General features: G+C 65.3%; 20 protein-coding genes. 5 read left to right on the forward strand and 15 right to left on the reverse strand.

Annotation, left to right across the window (positions count from 1 at the left end; all coding sequences use genetic code 11):
* Window positions 1-124 precede the first annotated feature (124 nt).
* Window positions 125-826: a glutathione S-transferase family protein gene (locus I8N54_RS17295; protein ID WP_140196724.1), complete on the forward strand. Its 702-nt coding sequence runs from the start codon at window positions 125-127 to the stop codon at window positions 824-826.
* Window positions 827-907: 81 nt separating this feature from the next.
* On the opposite strand, the gene pheT is transcribed toward I8N54_RS17295, so the two are convergent.
* From pheT to pyk, 10 genes are all read right to left on the reverse strand, one after another.
* Complete coding sequence (pheT, locus tag I8N54_RS17300; protein WP_140196726.1) at window positions 908-3,307, reverse strand: phenylalanine--tRNA ligase subunit beta; 2,400 nt, start codon at window positions 3,305-3,307, stop codon at window positions 908-910.
* Between the two features lie 120 nt (window positions 3,308-3,427).
* Entirely contained in the window at window positions 3,428-3,709 is a 282-nt protein-coding gene (locus I8N54_RS17305) for a YrhK family protein (protein ID WP_140196728.1), read from the reverse strand.
* Between the two features lie 58 nt (window positions 3,710-3,767).
* Complete coding sequence (locus I8N54_RS17310) at window positions 3,768-4,175, reverse strand: hypothetical protein (RefSeq protein WP_140196730.1); 408 nt, start codon at window positions 4,173-4,175, stop codon at window positions 3,768-3,770.
* Window positions 4,176-4,249: 74 nt separating this feature from the next.
* A complete protein-coding gene (gene pheS / locus I8N54_RS17315) occupies window positions 4,250-5,320 on the reverse strand; it encodes a phenylalanine--tRNA ligase subunit alpha (protein ID WP_140196732.1) in 1,071 nt (356 codons plus the stop codon).
* 256 nt (window positions 5,321-5,576) lie between these two features.
* Entirely contained in the window at window positions 5,577-6,947 is a 1,371-nt protein-coding gene (locus tag I8N54_RS17320; protein WP_140196734.1) for an aminotransferase, read from the reverse strand.
* 194 nt (window positions 6,948-7,141) lie between these two features.
* Window positions 7,142-7,756: a DedA family protein gene (locus I8N54_RS17325; protein ID WP_140196736.1), complete on the reverse strand. Its 615-nt coding sequence runs from the start codon at window positions 7,754-7,756 to the stop codon at window positions 7,142-7,144.
* Between the two features lie 108 nt (window positions 7,757-7,864).
* Window positions 7,865-8,227: a 50S ribosomal protein L20 gene (rplT, locus tag I8N54_RS17330; protein ID WP_140196738.1), complete on the reverse strand. Its 363-nt coding sequence runs from the start codon at window positions 8,225-8,227 to the stop codon at window positions 7,865-7,867.
* A 14-nt stretch (window positions 8,228-8,241) separates the two neighbouring features.
* Entirely contained in the window at window positions 8,242-8,442 is a 201-nt protein-coding gene (gene rpmI / locus I8N54_RS17335; protein ID WP_140196740.1) for a 50S ribosomal protein L35, read from the reverse strand.
* Between the two features lie 110 nt (window positions 8,443-8,552).
* The gene (locus I8N54_RS17340; protein WP_140196742.1) at window positions 8,553-8,777 is read right to left on the reverse strand and encodes a hypothetical protein; all 225 of its coding nucleotides are present in this window, start codon (window positions 8,775-8,777) and stop codon (window positions 8,553-8,555) included.
* Window positions 8,778-8,811: 34 nt separating this feature from the next.
* The gene (gene pyk, locus I8N54_RS17345; protein WP_140196744.1) at window positions 8,812-10,257 is read right to left on the reverse strand and encodes a pyruvate kinase; all 1,446 of its coding nucleotides are present in this window, start codon (window positions 10,255-10,257) and stop codon (window positions 8,812-8,814) included.
* Window positions 10,258-10,385: 128 nt separating this feature from the next.
* Here pyk and I8N54_RS17350 point away from each other — a divergent pair, with 128 nt between their 5' ends.
* Window positions 10,386-11,126, forward strand: a complete 741-nt coding sequence (locus tag I8N54_RS17350) for an N-formylglutamate amidohydrolase (protein WP_140196746.1) — start codon at window positions 10,386-10,388, stop codon at window positions 11,124-11,126.
* A gap of 78 nt (window positions 11,127-11,204) precedes the next feature.
* Entirely contained in the window at window positions 11,205-11,516 is a 312-nt protein-coding gene (locus tag I8N54_RS17355; RefSeq protein WP_140196748.1) for a DUF1244 domain-containing protein, read from the forward strand.
* Here I8N54_RS17355 and I8N54_RS17360 read toward each other — a convergent pair.
* A complete protein-coding gene (locus tag I8N54_RS17360; protein WP_140196750.1) occupies window positions 11,513-12,076 on the reverse strand; it encodes an NADPH-dependent FMN reductase in 564 nt (187 codons plus the stop codon). The genes I8N54_RS17355 and I8N54_RS17360 overlap by 4 nt on opposite strands.
* 147 nt (window positions 12,077-12,223) lie before the next feature.
* Between I8N54_RS17360 and I8N54_RS17365 the strand changes: the two genes are divergently transcribed.
* Both I8N54_RS17365 and I8N54_RS17370 read left to right on the forward strand, forming a co-directional pair.
* Window positions 12,224-12,721 carry a superoxide dismutase family protein gene (locus tag I8N54_RS17365; RefSeq protein WP_140196752.1) on the forward strand — a complete coding sequence of 166 codons (498 nt, stop codon included), beginning with the start codon at window positions 12,224-12,226 and terminating at the stop codon, window positions 12,719-12,721.
* A 235-nt stretch (window positions 12,722-12,956) separates the two neighbouring features.
* Window positions 12,957-13,244: a hypothetical protein gene (locus I8N54_RS17370; RefSeq protein ID WP_198571735.1), complete on the forward strand. Its 288-nt coding sequence runs from the start codon at window positions 12,957-12,959 to the stop codon at window positions 13,242-13,244.
* A gap of 202 nt (window positions 13,245-13,446) precedes the next feature.
* On the opposite strand, the gene I8N54_RS17375 is transcribed toward I8N54_RS17370, so the two are convergent.
* The 4 genes from I8N54_RS17375 to I8N54_RS17390 form a co-directional block, all read right to left on the reverse strand.
* On the reverse strand, window positions 13,447-14,304 hold the full coding sequence (locus I8N54_RS17375; protein ID WP_140196756.1) for a D-amino-acid transaminase: 858 nt from the start codon (window positions 14,302-14,304) through the stop codon (window positions 13,447-13,449).
* A gap of 95 nt (window positions 14,305-14,399) precedes the next feature.
* A complete protein-coding gene (locus I8N54_RS17380; protein ID WP_140196758.1) occupies window positions 14,400-14,795 on the reverse strand; it encodes a rhodanese-like domain-containing protein in 396 nt (131 codons plus the stop codon).
* A 1-nt stretch (window position 14,796) separates the two neighbouring features.
* On the reverse strand, window positions 14,797-15,126 hold the full coding sequence (locus tag I8N54_RS17385; protein WP_140196760.1) for a hypothetical protein: 330 nt from the start codon (window positions 15,124-15,126) through the stop codon (window positions 14,797-14,799).
* Window positions 15,119-17,044 (reverse strand): OmpA family protein, encoded by a 1,926-nt coding sequence (locus I8N54_RS17390; protein ID WP_140196762.1) that lies wholly within the window; start codon window positions 17,042-17,044, stop codon window positions 15,119-15,121. The genes I8N54_RS17385 and I8N54_RS17390 overlap by 8 nt, the downstream gene beginning before the upstream one ends.
* Window positions 17,045-17,066: the final 22 nt, after the last annotated feature.

Raw genomic sequence — 17,066 nt, forward strand, 5'->3', positions numbered from 1 at the left:
GCTGGTTGTCATGATCCTGTTACCCTGCACATCCGCACAGGCGGGTTCATCCTGTTCACAACCCGGCGGCTTTATCAATTGACATGGCTGCCTACGTGAAGGGTTCCCCTAACCGGAGTTCGTCATGTCCGACCTTTCAGATTTCGCCGTCACTTCGAAGTGGCCCGTGGACGATCCGTCCAAACTGCAGCTCTTCTCCTACCCGACCCCGAACGGTCAGAAGGTGTCTATCCTTCTCGAAGAGCTCGGCCTGCCTTATGAGCCGCATCTCGTCCCGCTCGGCGACGACTACGTGAAGAGCGCGGAGTATCTGTCGCTCAACCCGAACAACAAGATCCCCGCGATCATCGACCCGGACGGCCCGGACGGCAAACCGCTCGGCCTCTGGGAAAGCGGCGCCATCCTGATCTACCTCGCCGAGAAGACCGGCAAGCTGATCGGCAAGACTCCTGCCGAGAAAGCCGAGATCATCCAGTGGGTGATGTTCCAGATGGGCGGCGTTGGTCCGATGTTCGGGCAGCTCGGCTTCTTCTACAAGTTTGCCGGGGCCAAGATGGAGGACAAGACCGCGCAGGATCGCTACATCGGCGAGGCGAAGCGCCTGCTGGCCGTGGTCGAGAAACAGCTTGAGGGGCGCGACTGGCTCTGCGGCGACTACTCGATCGCCGACATCGCGCTGGCGCCATGGCTGCACGCGCTCGATTTCTACGGTGCCAAGGACGTCACCGGCTACAACGAGCTGACCAATGTGCCGGCCTATGTCGAGCGGTTCTACGCCCGCCCCGCAGCCGCCAAGGGGCGCAATATTCCAGACCCCAAGGGCTGAGAGGGCGCGAGGGGGCTGTCTGCCCCCTCCTGGCCTGCGGCCAGTTCACCCCCGAGACGTATTTCCGGCCAGATGACGGGCTCACCCGCGCAGGGTGCCGCCCGTCGCCTTCGTGACCTTCTCGACGACCTTCCAGCCGACGGCCTCGATCTCGGCCTCTGTCAGGGTCGACTCGGTCGGCTGAAGGCGCACGGTGATGGCGAGGCTCTTCTTGCCGTCGCCGAGGCTGCCGCCGACGAACTCATCGAAAACGCGGACCTCGTCGATCAGGGCCTTGTCGGCCCCGGCGGCGGCGTTCACCAGCGTCAGGGACTCGACGTCGGCATCCACCACGAACGCGAAGTCACGCTCGACCGCCTGAAGATCGACGGCGGTCAGTGCGCCACGGGCATGGCCGGTCTTGCGCGGCTCGGGCACCTCGTCGGGCCAGAGGGTGAAGGCCACTGCCGGACCCTTCACGTCGAGTGCCTTCAGGACCTTCGGGTGCACTTCGCCGAAGATGCCCAACACCTTCTTGGGCCCAAGGCAGATCTTGCCGTGCCGGCCGGGGTGCCACCAGTCGTCTGCGCCGCGCAGGATCTGCACCTTGGCGGGCGCGCCGATGGCGGCGAGCGCGGCTTCGGCGTCGGCCTTCACGTCGTAGAGGTCGACCGCGCGCGAGGCGCCGTGGACGTCTTTCGGTCCGGTACGTCCGACCAGCAGGCCGGAGACCTGCAGGCCCATGTCCTCTGGCTCGCCCCCGGCAAATGTGGCGCCGACTTCGAAGAGCGCGAGGTCCGTCGCGCCCCGCGCCTGGTTGCGGGCGGCGGCCTGCAGCAGACCGGCCAGCAGGGTCGGTCGCATGTGGCTCATCTCGGAGGAGATCGGGTTCTCCAGCCGCGTGTCGTCGGTGCCGCCACCGAACAGCGCAGCAGAGCGGCTGTCGATGAAGCTGTAGGTCACGCACTCGTTGTAGCCGAGTGCAGCGACGGTGCGGCGCACGATCTGCTGGCGCTTCTGGCTGGTGGTGAGGATCGGCTTCGGCACGCCCGGTTCGGTACGCGGCAGGGGCTTGCCCTTCAGCCTTGTCAGCGAGGCGATGCGGGCGACTTCCTCGACGAGGTCGGCCTCACCCAGCACGTCGGGACGCCACGTCGGCGCGTAGGCCATGTCACCTTCCATCCGGAAGCCGAGCGCTTCGAGCGAGGCGCGCTGCTGCTCCGCAGGGATTTCCATGCCGACGAGGCTTTCGACCCGCGCGGTGTCGAGCCGGTAGCCCCGCGTCGTGTCGGGCACTTCACCCGCGACCACCACTTCGGACGCTTCGCCACCGGCAATGTCGACGATCATGCGGACCGCGCGTTCCATCCCCTCCGGCGTGAAGGCGGGGTCGATGCCGCGCTCGAACCGGTAGCGGGCGTCGGAATTGATCTTCAGCGCGCGGCCCGTGTAGGCGGTCCGCACGGGATCGAAGTAGGCGGCCTCGACGAAGACGTTCACCGTCTCGGGCTGACAGCCGGTGCGGGCACCGCCCATCACGCCGGCCATGCTCTCCACCCCTTCGGTGTCGGAGATCAGCGTCATGCCGGGCTCGAACGTGTAGTCCTTGTGATCGAGCGCGGTCAGCGTCTCGCCCCCTTCGGCGCGATGGATGCGCAGGGAGGACCCGCGCAGCTGGTCAGCGTCGAATACGTGCAGCGGGCGGTTCAGGTCGTAGGTGAAGAAGTTCGTCACATCGACGAGGAAGCTGATCGGGCGCAGACCTATCGCGCGCAGACGGTCCTGCAGCCATTCCGGCGAAGGGCCGTTCGTCACGCCGCGGATGTAACGGCCATAGAACACCGGAGCCTGCCCGAGCGTGTCGCCGTCGATCGTCACGGTCACCGGGTTCGGGAAGGCCGCCGGGACCATGTCGAACGGGATCGGTTTCAACGTGCCGAGGCCACGGGCGGCGAGGTCGCGCGCCACGCCGCGCACGCCGAGCGCATCGGCACGGTTGGGCGTGATCGCGATCTCGATCACGGGGTCGACCTTGGAGGGCTGGTTCGCGGCGAGCCAGTCTGTGAACCGCTCACCCACCTCGCCGGACGGCAGTTCGATGATACCGTCATGTTCGTCTGACAGCTCCATCTCGCGTTCGGAGCACATCATGCCGTAGCTCTCGATCCCGCGGATCTTGCCAACGCCGATGGTCGTGTCGATGCCAGGCACGTAGGTGCCGGGCTTGGCGACCACGACGGTAATCCCTTCGCGCGCGTTCGGGGCACCGCAGATGATCTGTGTCTCGCCCTCGTCGGTCAGGACCTGGCAGACCTTGAGCTTGTCGGCGTCCGGGTGCTTCTCGGCCTTCACCACCTTGCCGATGGTAAAGTCGGACAGGCGTCCGGCCGGGTTCTCGACGCCCTCGACTTCGAGCCCGAGGTCGGTCAGCGTTTCGAGGATGTCGTCGAGCGAGGCCTCGGTTTCGAGGTGGTCCTTCAGCCAGGACAGCGTGAATTTCATCTTGGTGCTCCGGTCGCCGGATTGGTCGCCGGCCTCTTAGCCCATCGCCGGGGCAGGGAAAAGCAGGAGCGCGCCTCGCAACCGTGACTGACGTTTACCGCCCTGCCCGCACGGCGCCGGTCAGTTGCCGTAGCGGTCGGCGAGGTCCTCGTCGTCGCCGAGCCGGGCGAGCTTGATTTCCCGCGCGAGGCGCAGGGACGGTTTCACACCGAACAGGATGGAGCCGAGCACGAAGAACCAAGTCGCCGAGAACATCAGGCTCTCCCAGAAGAACATGATCGAGCCCACCAGGAAGAACATCGCCGCCGTGAAGTCGACGGCGGTGTAGACAAGTTCGAACACGGCGTAGATATGCCGCGACTTCTGGGATTTCTCGCGGTTGTAGTGTCGGAAAAGGGCCATCGGTCATTCCTTCTGTCGGGGTCCGACATCCGGAATGCCCTATTCCATCGGCAGAGATCTACCCGGCAGCGAGGCTGGCGCGCAGGATACCGTCCGGATCCGCCATGCAATTCCCCATCAGGGCGGTCCATCCGGTCGGATATTCCGCGCGATCAAAGACGAGCTCGACACGACCCCAGCTGTAGCTCGCCCGGCCATCGGGACCGGACAGTGCCGCGCCGCAACCGGTGGAGGTCGGCCCGCCGATCCAGAAGCCGTCGTGCATCGAGCGTTCGTAGTAATTGCCCGCGAGTTCGGGGAAGTAGAGGTACACGTCCTCACCGTTCCAGGGGGCTGAGAAGATCGCGAAGCCGTCCTGCTCCGCCTGGTAGACGAGCTGGTCACCGGTCGGGCTGTACCAGACCTCGTCCGCAATGGCCGGCAGGGTTGTGAGCGCGACGAGCGCGGCTGTCATGATGGTGCGCATGGGTGTCCTCCCCGTCTCATGCCGGACAAGGAGACACTGCGCCTTTACCAAAGGTCAAGCGCGGTCGTGGGCCGTCAGCCGGCGGTGCCGCCGCGCAGCGTCGGCACTTCCATCGGGCCGAAGCCGTAATGGCGCAGCCAGCGCAGGTCGGCATCGAAGAAGGCGCGCAGATCGGGGATGCCGTATTTCAGCATCGCGATCCGGTCGATCCCCATGCCGAAGGCGAAGCCCTGCCATTGGTCCGGATCGACCGAAGCGGCGGCCAGCACCTTCGGATGCACCATGCCGGAGCCGAGAACTTCGAGCCAGTCGTCGCCCTCGCCCACCTTCACGGTGCCACCTTCGAACGAGCATTGGATGTCGACCTCTGCCGACGGCTCGGTGAAGGGGAAGTGGCTGGCGCGGAAGCGGGTCTTCACGGTCGTGCCGAAGTAGGCGGTGAAGAACTCTTCCAGCACCCACTTCAGGTTTGCCATCGAGATGTCCTTGTCGATGGCGAGGCCCTCGACCTGATGGAACATCGGCGTATGGGTCTGGTCGTAGTCGGCGCGATAGACGCGGCCCGGCGCGATGATCCGGCAGGGGGCTCCGTGGGCCTCCATGTGACGGATCTGGACGGGCGAGGTGTGGGTGCGCAGCACGTGGGGCGGGCGATTGTCGCCGTCCTTGCGGTGCATGTAGAACGTGTCCATCTCGGCCCGCGCCGGGTGGTGACCGGGGATGTTCAGCGCGTCGAAGTTGTACCAGTCGGTCTCGATCTGGGGGCCTTCCGCGACAGAGAACCCCATGTCGGCGAAGATCGTCGTGACCTCTTCCCAGACCTGGCTGATCGGGTGGATCGTGCCCATGCGACGGGTGCGGCCGGGCAGCGTCACGTCGAGCCACTCGGCCCGCAGGCGCTCGTCCAGCGCGGCATCCTCGAGGCCCGCCTTCTTGGCGGCGATGGCCGAGGTGATCTCGTCCTTCAGTGCGTTCAGCCGGGGGCCGGCCTCCTTGCGCTCTTCCGGAGTCATCTTGCCGAGCTCGCGCATGGCGAGGCTGACTTCGCCCTTCTTGCCGATGGCCTGCACGCGCAGGTCTTCGAGCGCGGATTCGTCCGCGGCATCGGCAATCAGTCCAAGGTACTTGTCGCGAAGATCGTCCATCGCCAGCCTCTTTGTCTGCTCGCGCACGCGTTACGAGATTGGGGGGATGGGTGCAAGCGCGGGGCGGGTCGGAGAGGGACGCCAAGTAGCCGGATCTGGCGCGGCGCGACGAGCCCCGGGCCGCCCCCGCCTCTCCTCCCGGGAGCGCGCATTTCACCGTCGAACACCGAAAAGACGTCGTCCGATAGCGAGAGATAATGCGCTCAGCGGCGGTGTCGGGAGCGCCCGCCCGAGGGTCGGGCGCGTCCCTGTTTTCTCAGCTCCCGAAGGTGCCCTTGATCGCCTTGGCGGTCTTCTCGGCCACTTCCTCGGCCTCCGCCTTTGTCAGGCAGAGCGGCGGTGCGAAGCCGATGGTGTCGGAATGTGGCATCGCCCGGCCGATCACGCCGTCGGCAAGTAGGCGGGCGACGGCGGTCACGGCAGGCTTCTGATCGTCCCAGCCGGCACGGGTCTCCCGGTCGGAGACAAGCTCCACCGCGCAAAGCATCCCCTCGCCCCGAATGTCACCGACGTTCGGGTGGTCACCGATCGCATCGGACATCGCCTTGCGCAGGTGCGCCCCGACCGTGGCGGCGTTCTCGAGCAGGCCGAGGTCATCGACCAGCTTGAGGTTCGCGACACCCGCCGCGGCACCGATCGGGTGCGCGGAATAGGTCCAGCCGTGGCCGATCGGCCCCATCTCGTCGGTCCCCTGCTCGAGCGCGGCCCAGACCTTCTTGCTCACGATGGATCCGGAGAGCGGCGCGTAGGCCGAGGTGAGCCCCTTCGCGATCGTGATGATGTCGGGCTTCATCCCGTAGTGTTCGGAGCCGAACATCGAGCCGAGCCGCCCGAAGCCGGTGACGACCTCGTCAGCCACCAGAAGGATGTCGTACTTGTTCAGGACTTCCTGGATCGCGGCCCAGTAACCTTTCGGCGGCGGTACGATGCCGCCGGTGCCGAGCACCGGCTCACCCCAGAAGGCGGCGATCGTCTCGGGCCCCTCCTTCAGGATCATCTTCTCGAGTTCGGAGGCGCAATAGGCGCTGAACGCCTCTTCCGACATGGAGACGTCCGGGCGGCGGTAGTAGTAGGGTGCCTCGGTGTGCAGGATCGGCACGAGCGGCAGGTCGAAGGCGTTGTGGAACGCCGCCAGCCCGGTGAGCGACCCCGACATCAGGCCGGAGCCGTGGTAGCCGCGCCAGCGGGAGATGATCTTCTTCTTCTCGGGCCGGCCGAGGATGTTGTTCATGTACCAGATCAGCTTGATGTTCGTCTCGTTCGCGTCCGACCCGCCAAGGCCGAAGTAGACCCGGCTCATGTGGTCGGGCGCGCGGTCGAGGATCATCTTGGCGAGCGTGACGGACGCCTCGGTGCCGTGGCCGACATAGGAGTGATAGTAGGCCAGTTCCTTCGCCTGAGCGGCGATGGCATCGGCGATCTCCGTCCGACCGTAGCCGACGTTCACGCAATAGAGTCCCGCGAACGCGTCGAGCAGGCGCTTGCCCTCGCGGTCGACGATATGGCTGCCTTCACCGGACGAAATGATCCGATGCACCGCCTTGCCCCGCGCGAAATCGGCCCAGTGGGTCGACGGATGCAGGAAAGTATCGCGGTCCCATTGCTCGAGCGGATCGTTCTTCAGCATGGCGTCACTCCTGTAAACCTATGGAGCAGCCCTATCGCAGTCTGCCCCAAGCGAACAGGGGGCTGCCGTACTGCTGCACGGCGACGAGCCGGCAACGGGGAGCGCACGGGCAAGGCCTCCGTCAAAAATGCAGGACGATGTTCGGAGCGCGTTATGAAACCTGTCGCGAAGCTACGGCGAAGACCATGGCCCGGCTACTCAGTCTCGCGGCGCAGGCGTTTGCCGAAGGTCGCGACCCGGTAGAGGTACAGCGCGACGATCAACAGGACGACGCCGGTGGAGACCGGATTGAGCCAGGCCTCGACAAGGTCGTACTGGCTGCCGAGCAGATAGCCCGCCGCGGCAAGCAACGCTGTCCAGATCGCGGTGCCGATCAGGCTGTAGATCAGGAACTTCGGCACCGGCATGCCGGCAACGCCGGCGGGGACCGAGATGAAGGTGCGCACCGTCGGAATCAGGCGGCCGAAGAAGACGGCTTCGCCGCCGTGCCGGCTGAACCAGTCGGCAGAGCGTTCAAGCTCGCTGGGGGTCAGGGTCAGCCAGCGGCCATGATTGCGGGCGAGCTTCTTCAGCCGCCTCATCCCGATGGCTGCGCCGATCCAGTACCAGAGGGCGGCCCCGGCGACCGACCCGACGATCCCGGCGAGTAGGACGCCGATGAAGGACATGTCGCCCTGCTGTGCGTTGAATCCCGCGAGCGGCATGATGAGTTCCGAAGGAATGGGCGGGAAGACGTTCTCGAGGAACATCAAAAGGGCGACCCCGACCGGGCCGACCGCGTCGATGATGTTTGTGATCCAGTCGAACATATGTCTCGCCTCTTGCTTTCCCGCTTCAACGTTCCGGGCCGCGGACGGTTCGGGAAAAGAAAAAGCCGCCCCGTGGGGCGGCTCTCGATCGTGTCACCTGGCCTGAATTCAGGCCGGCAGCGCGGCTTTCGCCTTTTCGACGATCGTGCCGAACGCTTCGGGTTCGTTCACGGCGAGGTCGGCCAGCACCTTGCGGTCGACTTCGATCCCGGCAAGGCCGAGCCCGTTGATGAACTTCGAATAGGTCAGCGACTCGTCGTGCGACCGGACAGCAGCGTTGATCCGCTGGATCCAGAGCGAACGGAAGTTGCGCTTCTTGTTGTGACGGTCACGGGTTGCGTACTGGTTGGCCTTGTCGACGGCCTGCTTGGCAACCTTGAAGGTCGTGGACCGGCGGCCGTAGTAGCCTTTGGCCGAATCGAGGACCTTCTTGTGACGACGATGGGTGACGGTTCCGCCTTTGACTCGCATTGATCAGGCCTCCTTCAGCGCGCGTAGGGCATCATCGGCTTGATGATCTGCTCATCAGCCTTGGACAGCACGGTCGTGCCGCGAGCGTCGCGGACGAACTTGTTGGTGCGCTTGATCATGCCGTGGCGTTTGCCGGCCTGACCGGCCTTGATGCGGCCGGAGGCGGTCACCTTGAACCGCTTCTTGCAGCTCGACTTGGTCTTCATCTTGGGCATTTCGGTCTCCTTTACGGGAACGTGCGAACATTCGGAAAGGCATGCCACATAGCCCGCCCGAACGGATTGGAGCCGGCCGTATAATTCCGGCCGGCTCCGCTGTCCAGAGATTAGTTGATGTAGCGCCCGACCACCCGGACGAAGACGTCCGGAATCTCGGCAATGTCATAGCCCGCGCCACTTTCGGAGATAGCAAGGGCGAGGAGTCCGCCGCCGATCATGAACATGATGGCCGCCGTGCGGGGCGGCCGTCCGTCCGTGAACGCCCCGATCACCGCAGGCACCGCGAAACCGGAGACAAGCAGCCCGATGAGAAATATGAGATCAGTATCCATGACGTAGCGTCATAGACACCGAATATGACCTCAGTTAGCCGGGTTCCTGTCGGAATATGAGCCGTTCTTCGCAAGGGGCGACGCGCAGGATGTTGGTGGAGCCCGGCGTGTTGAACGGGACACCCGCGACGACGATGATGTTGTCCTCATCCTTGGCTTCGAGCTCCGCCTTGGCGGCGCGGACGGCGTAGACCACAGCCGTCTTGAAGCGGTCGATGTCGCCGGTCAGCACCGTCTGGATGCCCCACGACAGACAGAGGCTCCGCGCCGTGTGAGTCGAGGTCGTCATCGTGATCGTCGGCACCTTGGGCCGCTCGCGCGCGATCAGCAGCGCGGTCGTGCCGCTTTCGGAGAAGCAGCAGATCGCCAGAACGTCGGTGCTTTCCGCGATTTCGCGGGCAGCGGCGACGATACCGTCGGCGACGCTGGTGCGTTCGATCGCGCGGCTGGCGACCATGATTCCGCGGTAGTTCGGGTCGTTCTCGACCTCGATCGCGACGGCGTTCATCGTCGTCACCGCCTCTACGGGGTAATCCCCGGCGGCACTTTCGGCGGACAGCATGATCGCGTCGGTGCCCTCATAGATGGCAGTGGCGACGTCGCTCACCTCGGCCCGGGTCGGCATCGGGCTTTCGATCATGCTTTCGAGCATCTGTGTCGCGACGATCACCGGCTTGGCGGCCGCGCGACACTTGCGAACGAGCTGCTTCTGGATCGGCGGGACGTTCTGCACGGGCAGTTCGACGCCGAGGTCGCCACGGGCGACCATGATGCCGTCGGACGCTTCGAGGATCTCGTCGAAGGACTTCACTGCTGCCGGCTTCTCGATCTTCGACAGGATGTCGGCACGGCCCTTGGTGAGTGCGCGCGCCTCTTCCACATCCGCGGCACGCTGCACGAAGGACAGGGCCAGCCAGTCGACGCCAAGCTCGCACACGAACTCCAGGTCCCTGCGGTCCTTCTCCGACAGCGCGGCAAGCGGCAGCACCACGTCGGGCACGTTCACGCCCTTGCGGTTGGAGATCGTGCCGCCGACGGTCACTTCGCAATCGGCGAAGTCCGCGCCACAGTCTTTGACCTTCAGACGAATCTTGCCGTCGTTGACCAGAAGCGACGCGCCGGGTTCGAGCGCGTCGAAGATTTCCTTGTGCGGCAGCTGGACGCGGCTGTTGTCGCCGGGTGTCTCATCGAGATCGAGCCGGAACATCTGGCCGATCTCGAGCTCTTCCTCGCCGTTGGCGAACTTGCCCACACGGAGCTTCGGCCCCTGAAGGTCGGCGAGAACACCAATCGGGCTGCCGACATCCTTCTCAACCTGGCGGATGATCTTGTGACGCGCCTCGATCTCGGCGTGATCGCCGTGGCTCATGTTCAGGCGGAACACGTCGGCCCCGGCTTCATGTAGCTTGCGGATCACCTCGTAACTGCTGGAGGACGGCCCCAGTGTTGCGACAATCTTTACGCTGCGTTGACGTTTCATTGCGGCCCTCCGTCTGCTCGGCTCGCCGTGCGGGCGTTACCGCTAACTGCTTGGTCGGCGCCCTTATTGCGTAATTCACTTCCGCCGACAACTAGCCTAAGCCCCGTGAAAAATGAATGACAGGAATTATGACCGAGCCGTCTTTCGAGATCGTGAACCCGGGCAGCAACAGCCGATGGCTCCTGACATGCGACCACGCGAGCAATTTCGTCCCCCTCGACGTCGCCGGAGGTGACCTCGGCCTGCCCCCGGGCGAGATGGCACGCCACATCGCCTATGATGTGGGCGCCGCCGGAGTGACGCGGCGGCTCGCCGACCTGCTGGACGCGCCGGCGGTGCTGTCGCGATTCTCCCGGCTGGTGATCGATCCGAACCGGGGGGCTGACGATCCGACGCTTCTGATGAAGCTTTACGACGGCACGATCATTCCGGCGAACCGTCATGCCGACGAGGCCGAGAAGGTGCGCCGGCGCGAGATGCTCTACGAGCCCTACCACGCCGCGATCGATGAGTTCGCGGATCGGCGGGACGACATTCTCTACCTCGCGATCCATTCCTTCACGCCGCGCCTCGTCGGGCGGCGGCCGAGACCCTGGCACATAACGGTGCTGCACGCGTGGGACGAGCGGCTGTCGCGCCCGCTGATCGACCGGTTGTGCGAAGAGCGTGACCTCGTCGTCGGCGAGAACGAGCCCTACCCCGGCCACCTGCCGGGCGACGCGGTCGATCGCCACGCGCTGCGCGCGGGCCGTCACAACGCGCTGATCGAGATCCGTCAGGACCTCATCGCGACTGAAAGCGGTCAACGCGAATGGGCCGAGCGGCTTGCGCCGATCCTCGAGGATGCCCGAAAGCGGCTGGAAGACTGACGAATCCTGCGCCCAGCGCTTGATGCGGGCGGGCGGGCGCAACATCTCTAGCGACAGACGCACCGAATGGAGGCTCTCATGGACGACCAGACCCGCACCGAACTGGAGGCCGCCGCCTTCCGCCGCCTGCGCCAGCACCTGATGGAAGAGCGGCCCGACGTGCAGAACATCGACCTGATGAACCTTGCCGGGTTCTGCCGGAATTGCCTCAGCCGCTGGTATCAGGAAGCCGCGAATGAGCGCGGCATCGATATGACGAAGGACGAGGGGCGCGAGATCTTCTACGGCATGCCCTATGACGACTGGAAGGCGCGCCAGCCCGAAGCCGACGCGGACAAGCAGACGGCCTTCGAGAAGAGCTTCGCCGAGAACGTCGCCCGCAAGATTTAGCCGCGCATCGGCTTCAGCGCCTCCGCCCAGCGGAGCAACTCGGCCAGCATGATCCCGGCGCCTTCCGACATCGGCTCGGTGGGCGTGAAGGTTTCGCCCTCGATATGCGTGGCGAAGAAGGGCAGCGGGACGGTCTTGGTCAGCGGCACCATGTCGACGTTCGCCAGCAGCGTGCGCAGCACCTGCGTCGCCCTCAGACCGCCGGACACACCGCCGTAGCTGACGATTCCGGCCGGCTTCTTCGACCATTCCTTCAGCAACGTCTGGACCGCGTTCACCACGACGGCGGGCGGAAAGTAGTTGTATTCGGGAATCACGAAGACGAAGGCGTCGGCGTCCGAGACGATGTTGCTCCAGCTTTTCGTGTGAGCGTGCTCATAGTTCTGCATCGCGGGGTGCGCGGCTTCATCGAGCAGCGGCAGGCCAACGTCGGCAAGGTCCACGAACTCGACATCGAAACCGTCGACGTCTCGCGCCAGACCCTCGATCCACCTGGTAACCGGCAGGCCCTTGCGACCGGGACGTGTGCTGCCGTGTATGATCTTCAGCTTGAGAGCCATCGGTGGGTCCTTTCCTTCGCCATCAGAAAGCCCCGAGGTAATCCCGGCCCCGTTACCTGCAAGAAGTAACCCCGATGTAATCACCCCCCCGTCGGAACACAGGGTTCGCGTCGCAGGTTGGTCGGAGAGGATAGAAAGGATCATCCCATGTTCATCCGCACCGCCACCGCCATCGCCTGCCTGTTGCCTGTCGCCGCCTTCGCTGCGGAGGCCGACGCTCCCGTGACCAGCGTGGACGGGGCCGAACTCGGCATCGTCCAGGTGATCGACACGCCCTCCGGCGTCGCCCATGTCATCATCAGCCTGACCGGCATCCCGGAGGGCGTGCATGGCATTCACCTACACGAGACCGGCGATTGCTCGGCCGAAGACTTTTCTTCTGCTGGTGGCCACATTGCCGGGGATGCCGAGCATGGCATCATGAGCGAGAACGGCCCGCATCCGGGGGATCTCCCGAATGCAACAGTCCAGGCCGACGGAACGCTTCAAGCGGAATATTTCCTGCCGGACTTCTCGGTCGAGGAATGGCTGGCCGACGATGACGGCGCCGCTTTCATCGTCCACGCCGGGTCCGACGATTATGAGAGCCAGCCCGCCGGGGACGCCGGGGACCGGTTCGCCTGCGGCGTCTTCGAACTCCAATGACACATTCCGCGCGACTCGGACGAGATTCGGGCAGATTCGGGGAGGCATCGTGCCGGAACTGCCCGGATTAACCCGCCATTAACCACGGTTAGCGCGTCAATCTCGGACTATTGGGGCAGCCGTCATCCTTTGGGAAACGACGGCTGCCCCAAGTTTGACACGATCCGCCACAATTCCGTATCTCATTGCTCGTGGGGGCGACGTCGGCAGGGCCGGCAACGCCAAGGGAATTGAAATGATGGACTTCGCACTGCGCCCCACCCTCCTCGGGACTCTCACAGACTTTGTGGCCGGTGCATTTGGTTCGTCCGACAGCGCGGAGCCTGCTCTGGTCCGCGGTTTCAACCCCGACCGCGAAACGCTTACCCTGACAATCGACGACGCCCGCGAAGGCGACGAAATCCGGTTCCGTGACAGCCGTCGCGGCTGCCGGATCGAGATGCAGGGCAAGGTCATCGCCATCATTGCCGGGGTGACCTCGTCCGAGCTCGACAGCAACTCCATCCGCTTCCGGAGCGCCTGACATGCTGGCGGTCTGGTTTCCGATGCTGATGATCTTCGCAACGCTCATTGTCCTGCCGGCCCTCACGATCGGGCTCAGGGCGACGAAACAGGCTGCCCCGCACCGCGTGCGGAGCAGCTGACCCGAATACATCCGGCCGGCGCGCGCGGTCGGGATGGTGGGGATGACGGGCCGTGGCGGCGACGCTGCGGCCCGTTGTCGTTCAGGTGGCGGCCTTGCGGCTTTCCTCGAGGTAGATTTCGCGCAGACGCTTCGCCACCGGTCCCGGCTCTCCGGTGCCGATCTTCTGGCCGTCCATCTCCACGACCGGCATCACGAAGGTCGATGCGGAGGTGATGAAGGCCTCGTCGGCGTTCTTCGCCTCTTCGAGGGTGAAGCCGCGCTCCTCCACTTTCATCTGCGCCTCGCGGGCGAAGCGCAGGACGGCGGCACGGGTGATTCCGTGCAGGATCTCGGTGCCGAGATCGCGCGTGATAATCGTACCGTCCTTGACGATATAGGCGTTGTTCGAGGTGCCCTCGGTCACCTTGCCGTCCTCGACCATCCACGCGTCGTCGGCACCGGCGGCCTTGGCCATCATCTTGCCCATGCTGGGATAGAGCAGTTGCACCGTCTTGATGTCGCGGCGGCCCCAGCGCTGATCCTCGATAGAGATCACCTTGATCCCGACCTTCGCGGCGGGGCTGTCGGCAAGGCCCGGCTTGTTTTGGGTGAACAGCACGATGGTCGGCTCGACGTCGGCGGCCGGGTAGGCGAAATCGCGGTCAGCGGGCGCGCCACGTGTGATCTGGAGGTAGATCATGCCATCTTCGATGGAGTTGATCTCGACCAGTTCGCGGTGGACCGCCAGAAGCTCGTCCTTGTCGACGGGCGCTTTCATGTCGAGCTCTCTCAACGACCGCTCGAGACGGGTGGCGTGACCGTCGAAGTCGATCAGCTTGCCGCCGAGCACACTGGTCACTTCGTAGACGCCGTCCGCGAACAGGAACCCGCGATCGAAGACAGAGACCTTCGCCTCCCCTTCCGGGACGAACTGACCGTTCACGTAGACCGTACGCATATGCGCCTCCATTCATTGGCTTGGATCGTGGTCTCCGAAAGCGGCGGTAGGGTCAAGCAGCCCTTGCGGAGGACCGCCGTGCACGGCGACCTGGTTCAGCCCTTCGGCTGGACCTGCTCCACCTCGCCCCCGGCCTCACGCCAGGCGGAGAACCCGCCCCCGACATGAGCGACGGGTGAGAGCCCCATGTCCTGCGCCGTCTTGGTGGCCAGCGCGGAACGCCAGCCGCTCGCGCAGTAGAAGACGAAGCGCTTCGGCTCCGCGAAGAGTGGCTTGTGGTAGGGGCTTTCCGGGTCGATCCAGAATTCCAGCATCCCGCGCGGACAATGGAACGCGCCGGGAATGCGGCCTTCCCGTTCCAGCTCGCGCCGGTCGCGCAGGTCGACGAAGCGGACGTCCGGGTCCTGCAGCGCGGCGATGGCGTCGGTTACCGGGAGCGTCTCGATCTCGGCCTCGGCCGCGTCGATCATCTGCCGGTAGCCGACCTTCATCTCAGGCGCCCACGTTGTGGCGTTCGATGTAGCTGCGCAGCTCTTCGGCCTCGTGCCGCGCTTCGCGGAGGCCATCCATCGCGGCGCGAAGCTCCGCCTCGGTCTGGGTGAGTTGGTTGGTGATCTCCGCCTCGCGCTGCTGGAGGTAGGTGATCGCCTGATCGCGGGTTTCTTCAGCTTCGTGCAGGGCCTGCGCCATGCGGTCGAGTTCGCCGATCTCTGCTTTCGTCACGCGGGTGAACCGGTTGATGAGCCAGGAGGCGAACCATCCGAGGCAGAACGCGATGAACAGGATGACCGCCGTCGCAACTATGAATTCAGTTCTATTCATCGTCCCCGTCTTGGTCGTCCGCGGCGGTGTCGTCTTCACCCTCCGCCGCGTCGCCGTCGTCCGTCGCCTCGTCCTCGACCTGTTCGAGGCCCGTGGGCTCTTCATCGCTACCCGGTTCGATCAGCCGGAATTCGATCCGGCGGTTCGCTTCCCGGCCCTCTGCGGTGTCATTATCCGCAATCGGGTCGACTTCGCCATAACCAACTGCATCGAAACTTGCCACCGGGACCCGGCGCACGCGCAGGGCGGCCAGAACGGCCTCGGCCCGGCGCTGGCTGAGTTCCTGGTTCATTTCCTCGCGACCCTGACTGTCGGTGTAGCCCGCGACCTCGACCCTGAGGTCGGGGCAGCGGCGCAGGATCTCGGCGATGTCGTCCACGACCGCCTGCGACTCGCCTGTGATGTCGTCAGACCCCGGTTCGAACGTGATCTTGCGGCCCGCGGAGACGACCCCGATCTGCTGGAGGCATTCCTCCGGCGTCGGAAGCGCCGCGATCGGATCGAGCGATTCCTCGTAGGTCACGTCGATCTCGAAGTCGGCGTCCTGTCCGAGCTTTTCGATCAGCATGCGGGAAATGTCGCCGCTTGCCTCCTGGTTGCCGCTGACGCCCCGCACATCGACCGAGTCCGGCTCGACCACGACGGACCCGTGCGACAGTTCCGACAGCGCCTGGATCCCGGCGAGCACGCGGACCGACCAGCCTTGCGGCAGTTCTTCGGCGATGCGCGTTCCCATCGTGATCTCGGAGCCGACGAAGCGGGCGCGGGCGTAGTTCTGGGCCGTCGTGTTCATCAGGTCGTCCTCGACCCGACCGCGAAGCTGGACCAGCCCCTCGGGGCTGCGCGTCGCGGTGAACTGCGGCGGGCCTTCCTCGCTGACATCCGGGGCGACGGGCAGCACGGCTTCCAGCGCGAAGACGTCGGGGAGGCTGTTCTCCAGTTCGCCCACGATGCGATCGAATTCGCCCTGCTCGGTCCCCTCGCGGGCGACAAGCAGCACGTCAGCGTCGGACACGGTAACGGTTCCGCCGCCGAGGTCGTTCACGGCGAGGATCGAGCGGGAGACGGCATCGCTCCAGCTGCGGGAGGGCGTGCCGAGGCCGAGGGGACAGTTGATCTCTCCCTCGAACCCGGCCGACGTGGCGGCGGCGGCGATGCGAGCCTGCGCGCGATCAGTGTCGGCGGCGCAGGCATCGAAGCGGGCACCGGAGTCGTCGAGGATGAACCGCGTCGTGAAGGGCGTGATGACCGGACGGGGCGCGCTGATCTCGATCGCGACCTCGACGCCCTGCGGCAACCGCTGGTTCAGCCGTGTTTCGAGTCGCGCCTTCGCTTCGGGAGAGTCGGCGTTGGCAATGATGTCGACATGTCCGGGCGTCACGGAGATCTTTGAGCGGGGCAGTAGCTCCAGCGCCGTCAGCGCATGTTCGAGCGCGCGATCCCAGCCTTCCGGCACCGGGTGATCCGCGGTCTCGAGCAGGTCGGTGACCGGCATGTCCTCGGCCGCGGCAGCGATCCGGGCGGCGACGTCCTCGCGGTCGGTGTTGGCGGGGACGAGGCCGATCAGGGAGATGCCGGAGTCGTTTCGCAGCATCTCGATCACGAACTCGGGCGGCTCGATCCGGTCGGGGTCGGCGACGGACATGTTGTCGATCACACGGCTCGCATCAACCTGTGTCCCGGCGATGGTGATGGAGCGGAAACGGACCGCCTCGCTCGGCGCCTCGCCTTCGAGGATCACCTGCAGGCCATCGCCAAGCACTTCGACCCAGGCCTGGCCCTCGTCCGTGAGCGCCTCCCGCACCGCGATGACCGAGCGGTCCTCCACAACGCTCACCGCTGCCCGGGCGCCGATCACCGACAATAGTGCGGCGAGGACGAAAGTTACGGCGACGGTGGCAATGCTCTTGAGGCGCATAGGGGATCAACTGGTCGTTTCA

This window comes from Pelagovum pacificum, from assembly GCF_016134045.1.
Taxonomy (GTDB): Bacteria; Pseudomonadota; Alphaproteobacteria; order Rhodobacterales; family Rhodobacteraceae; genus Oceanicola; species Oceanicola pacificus_A.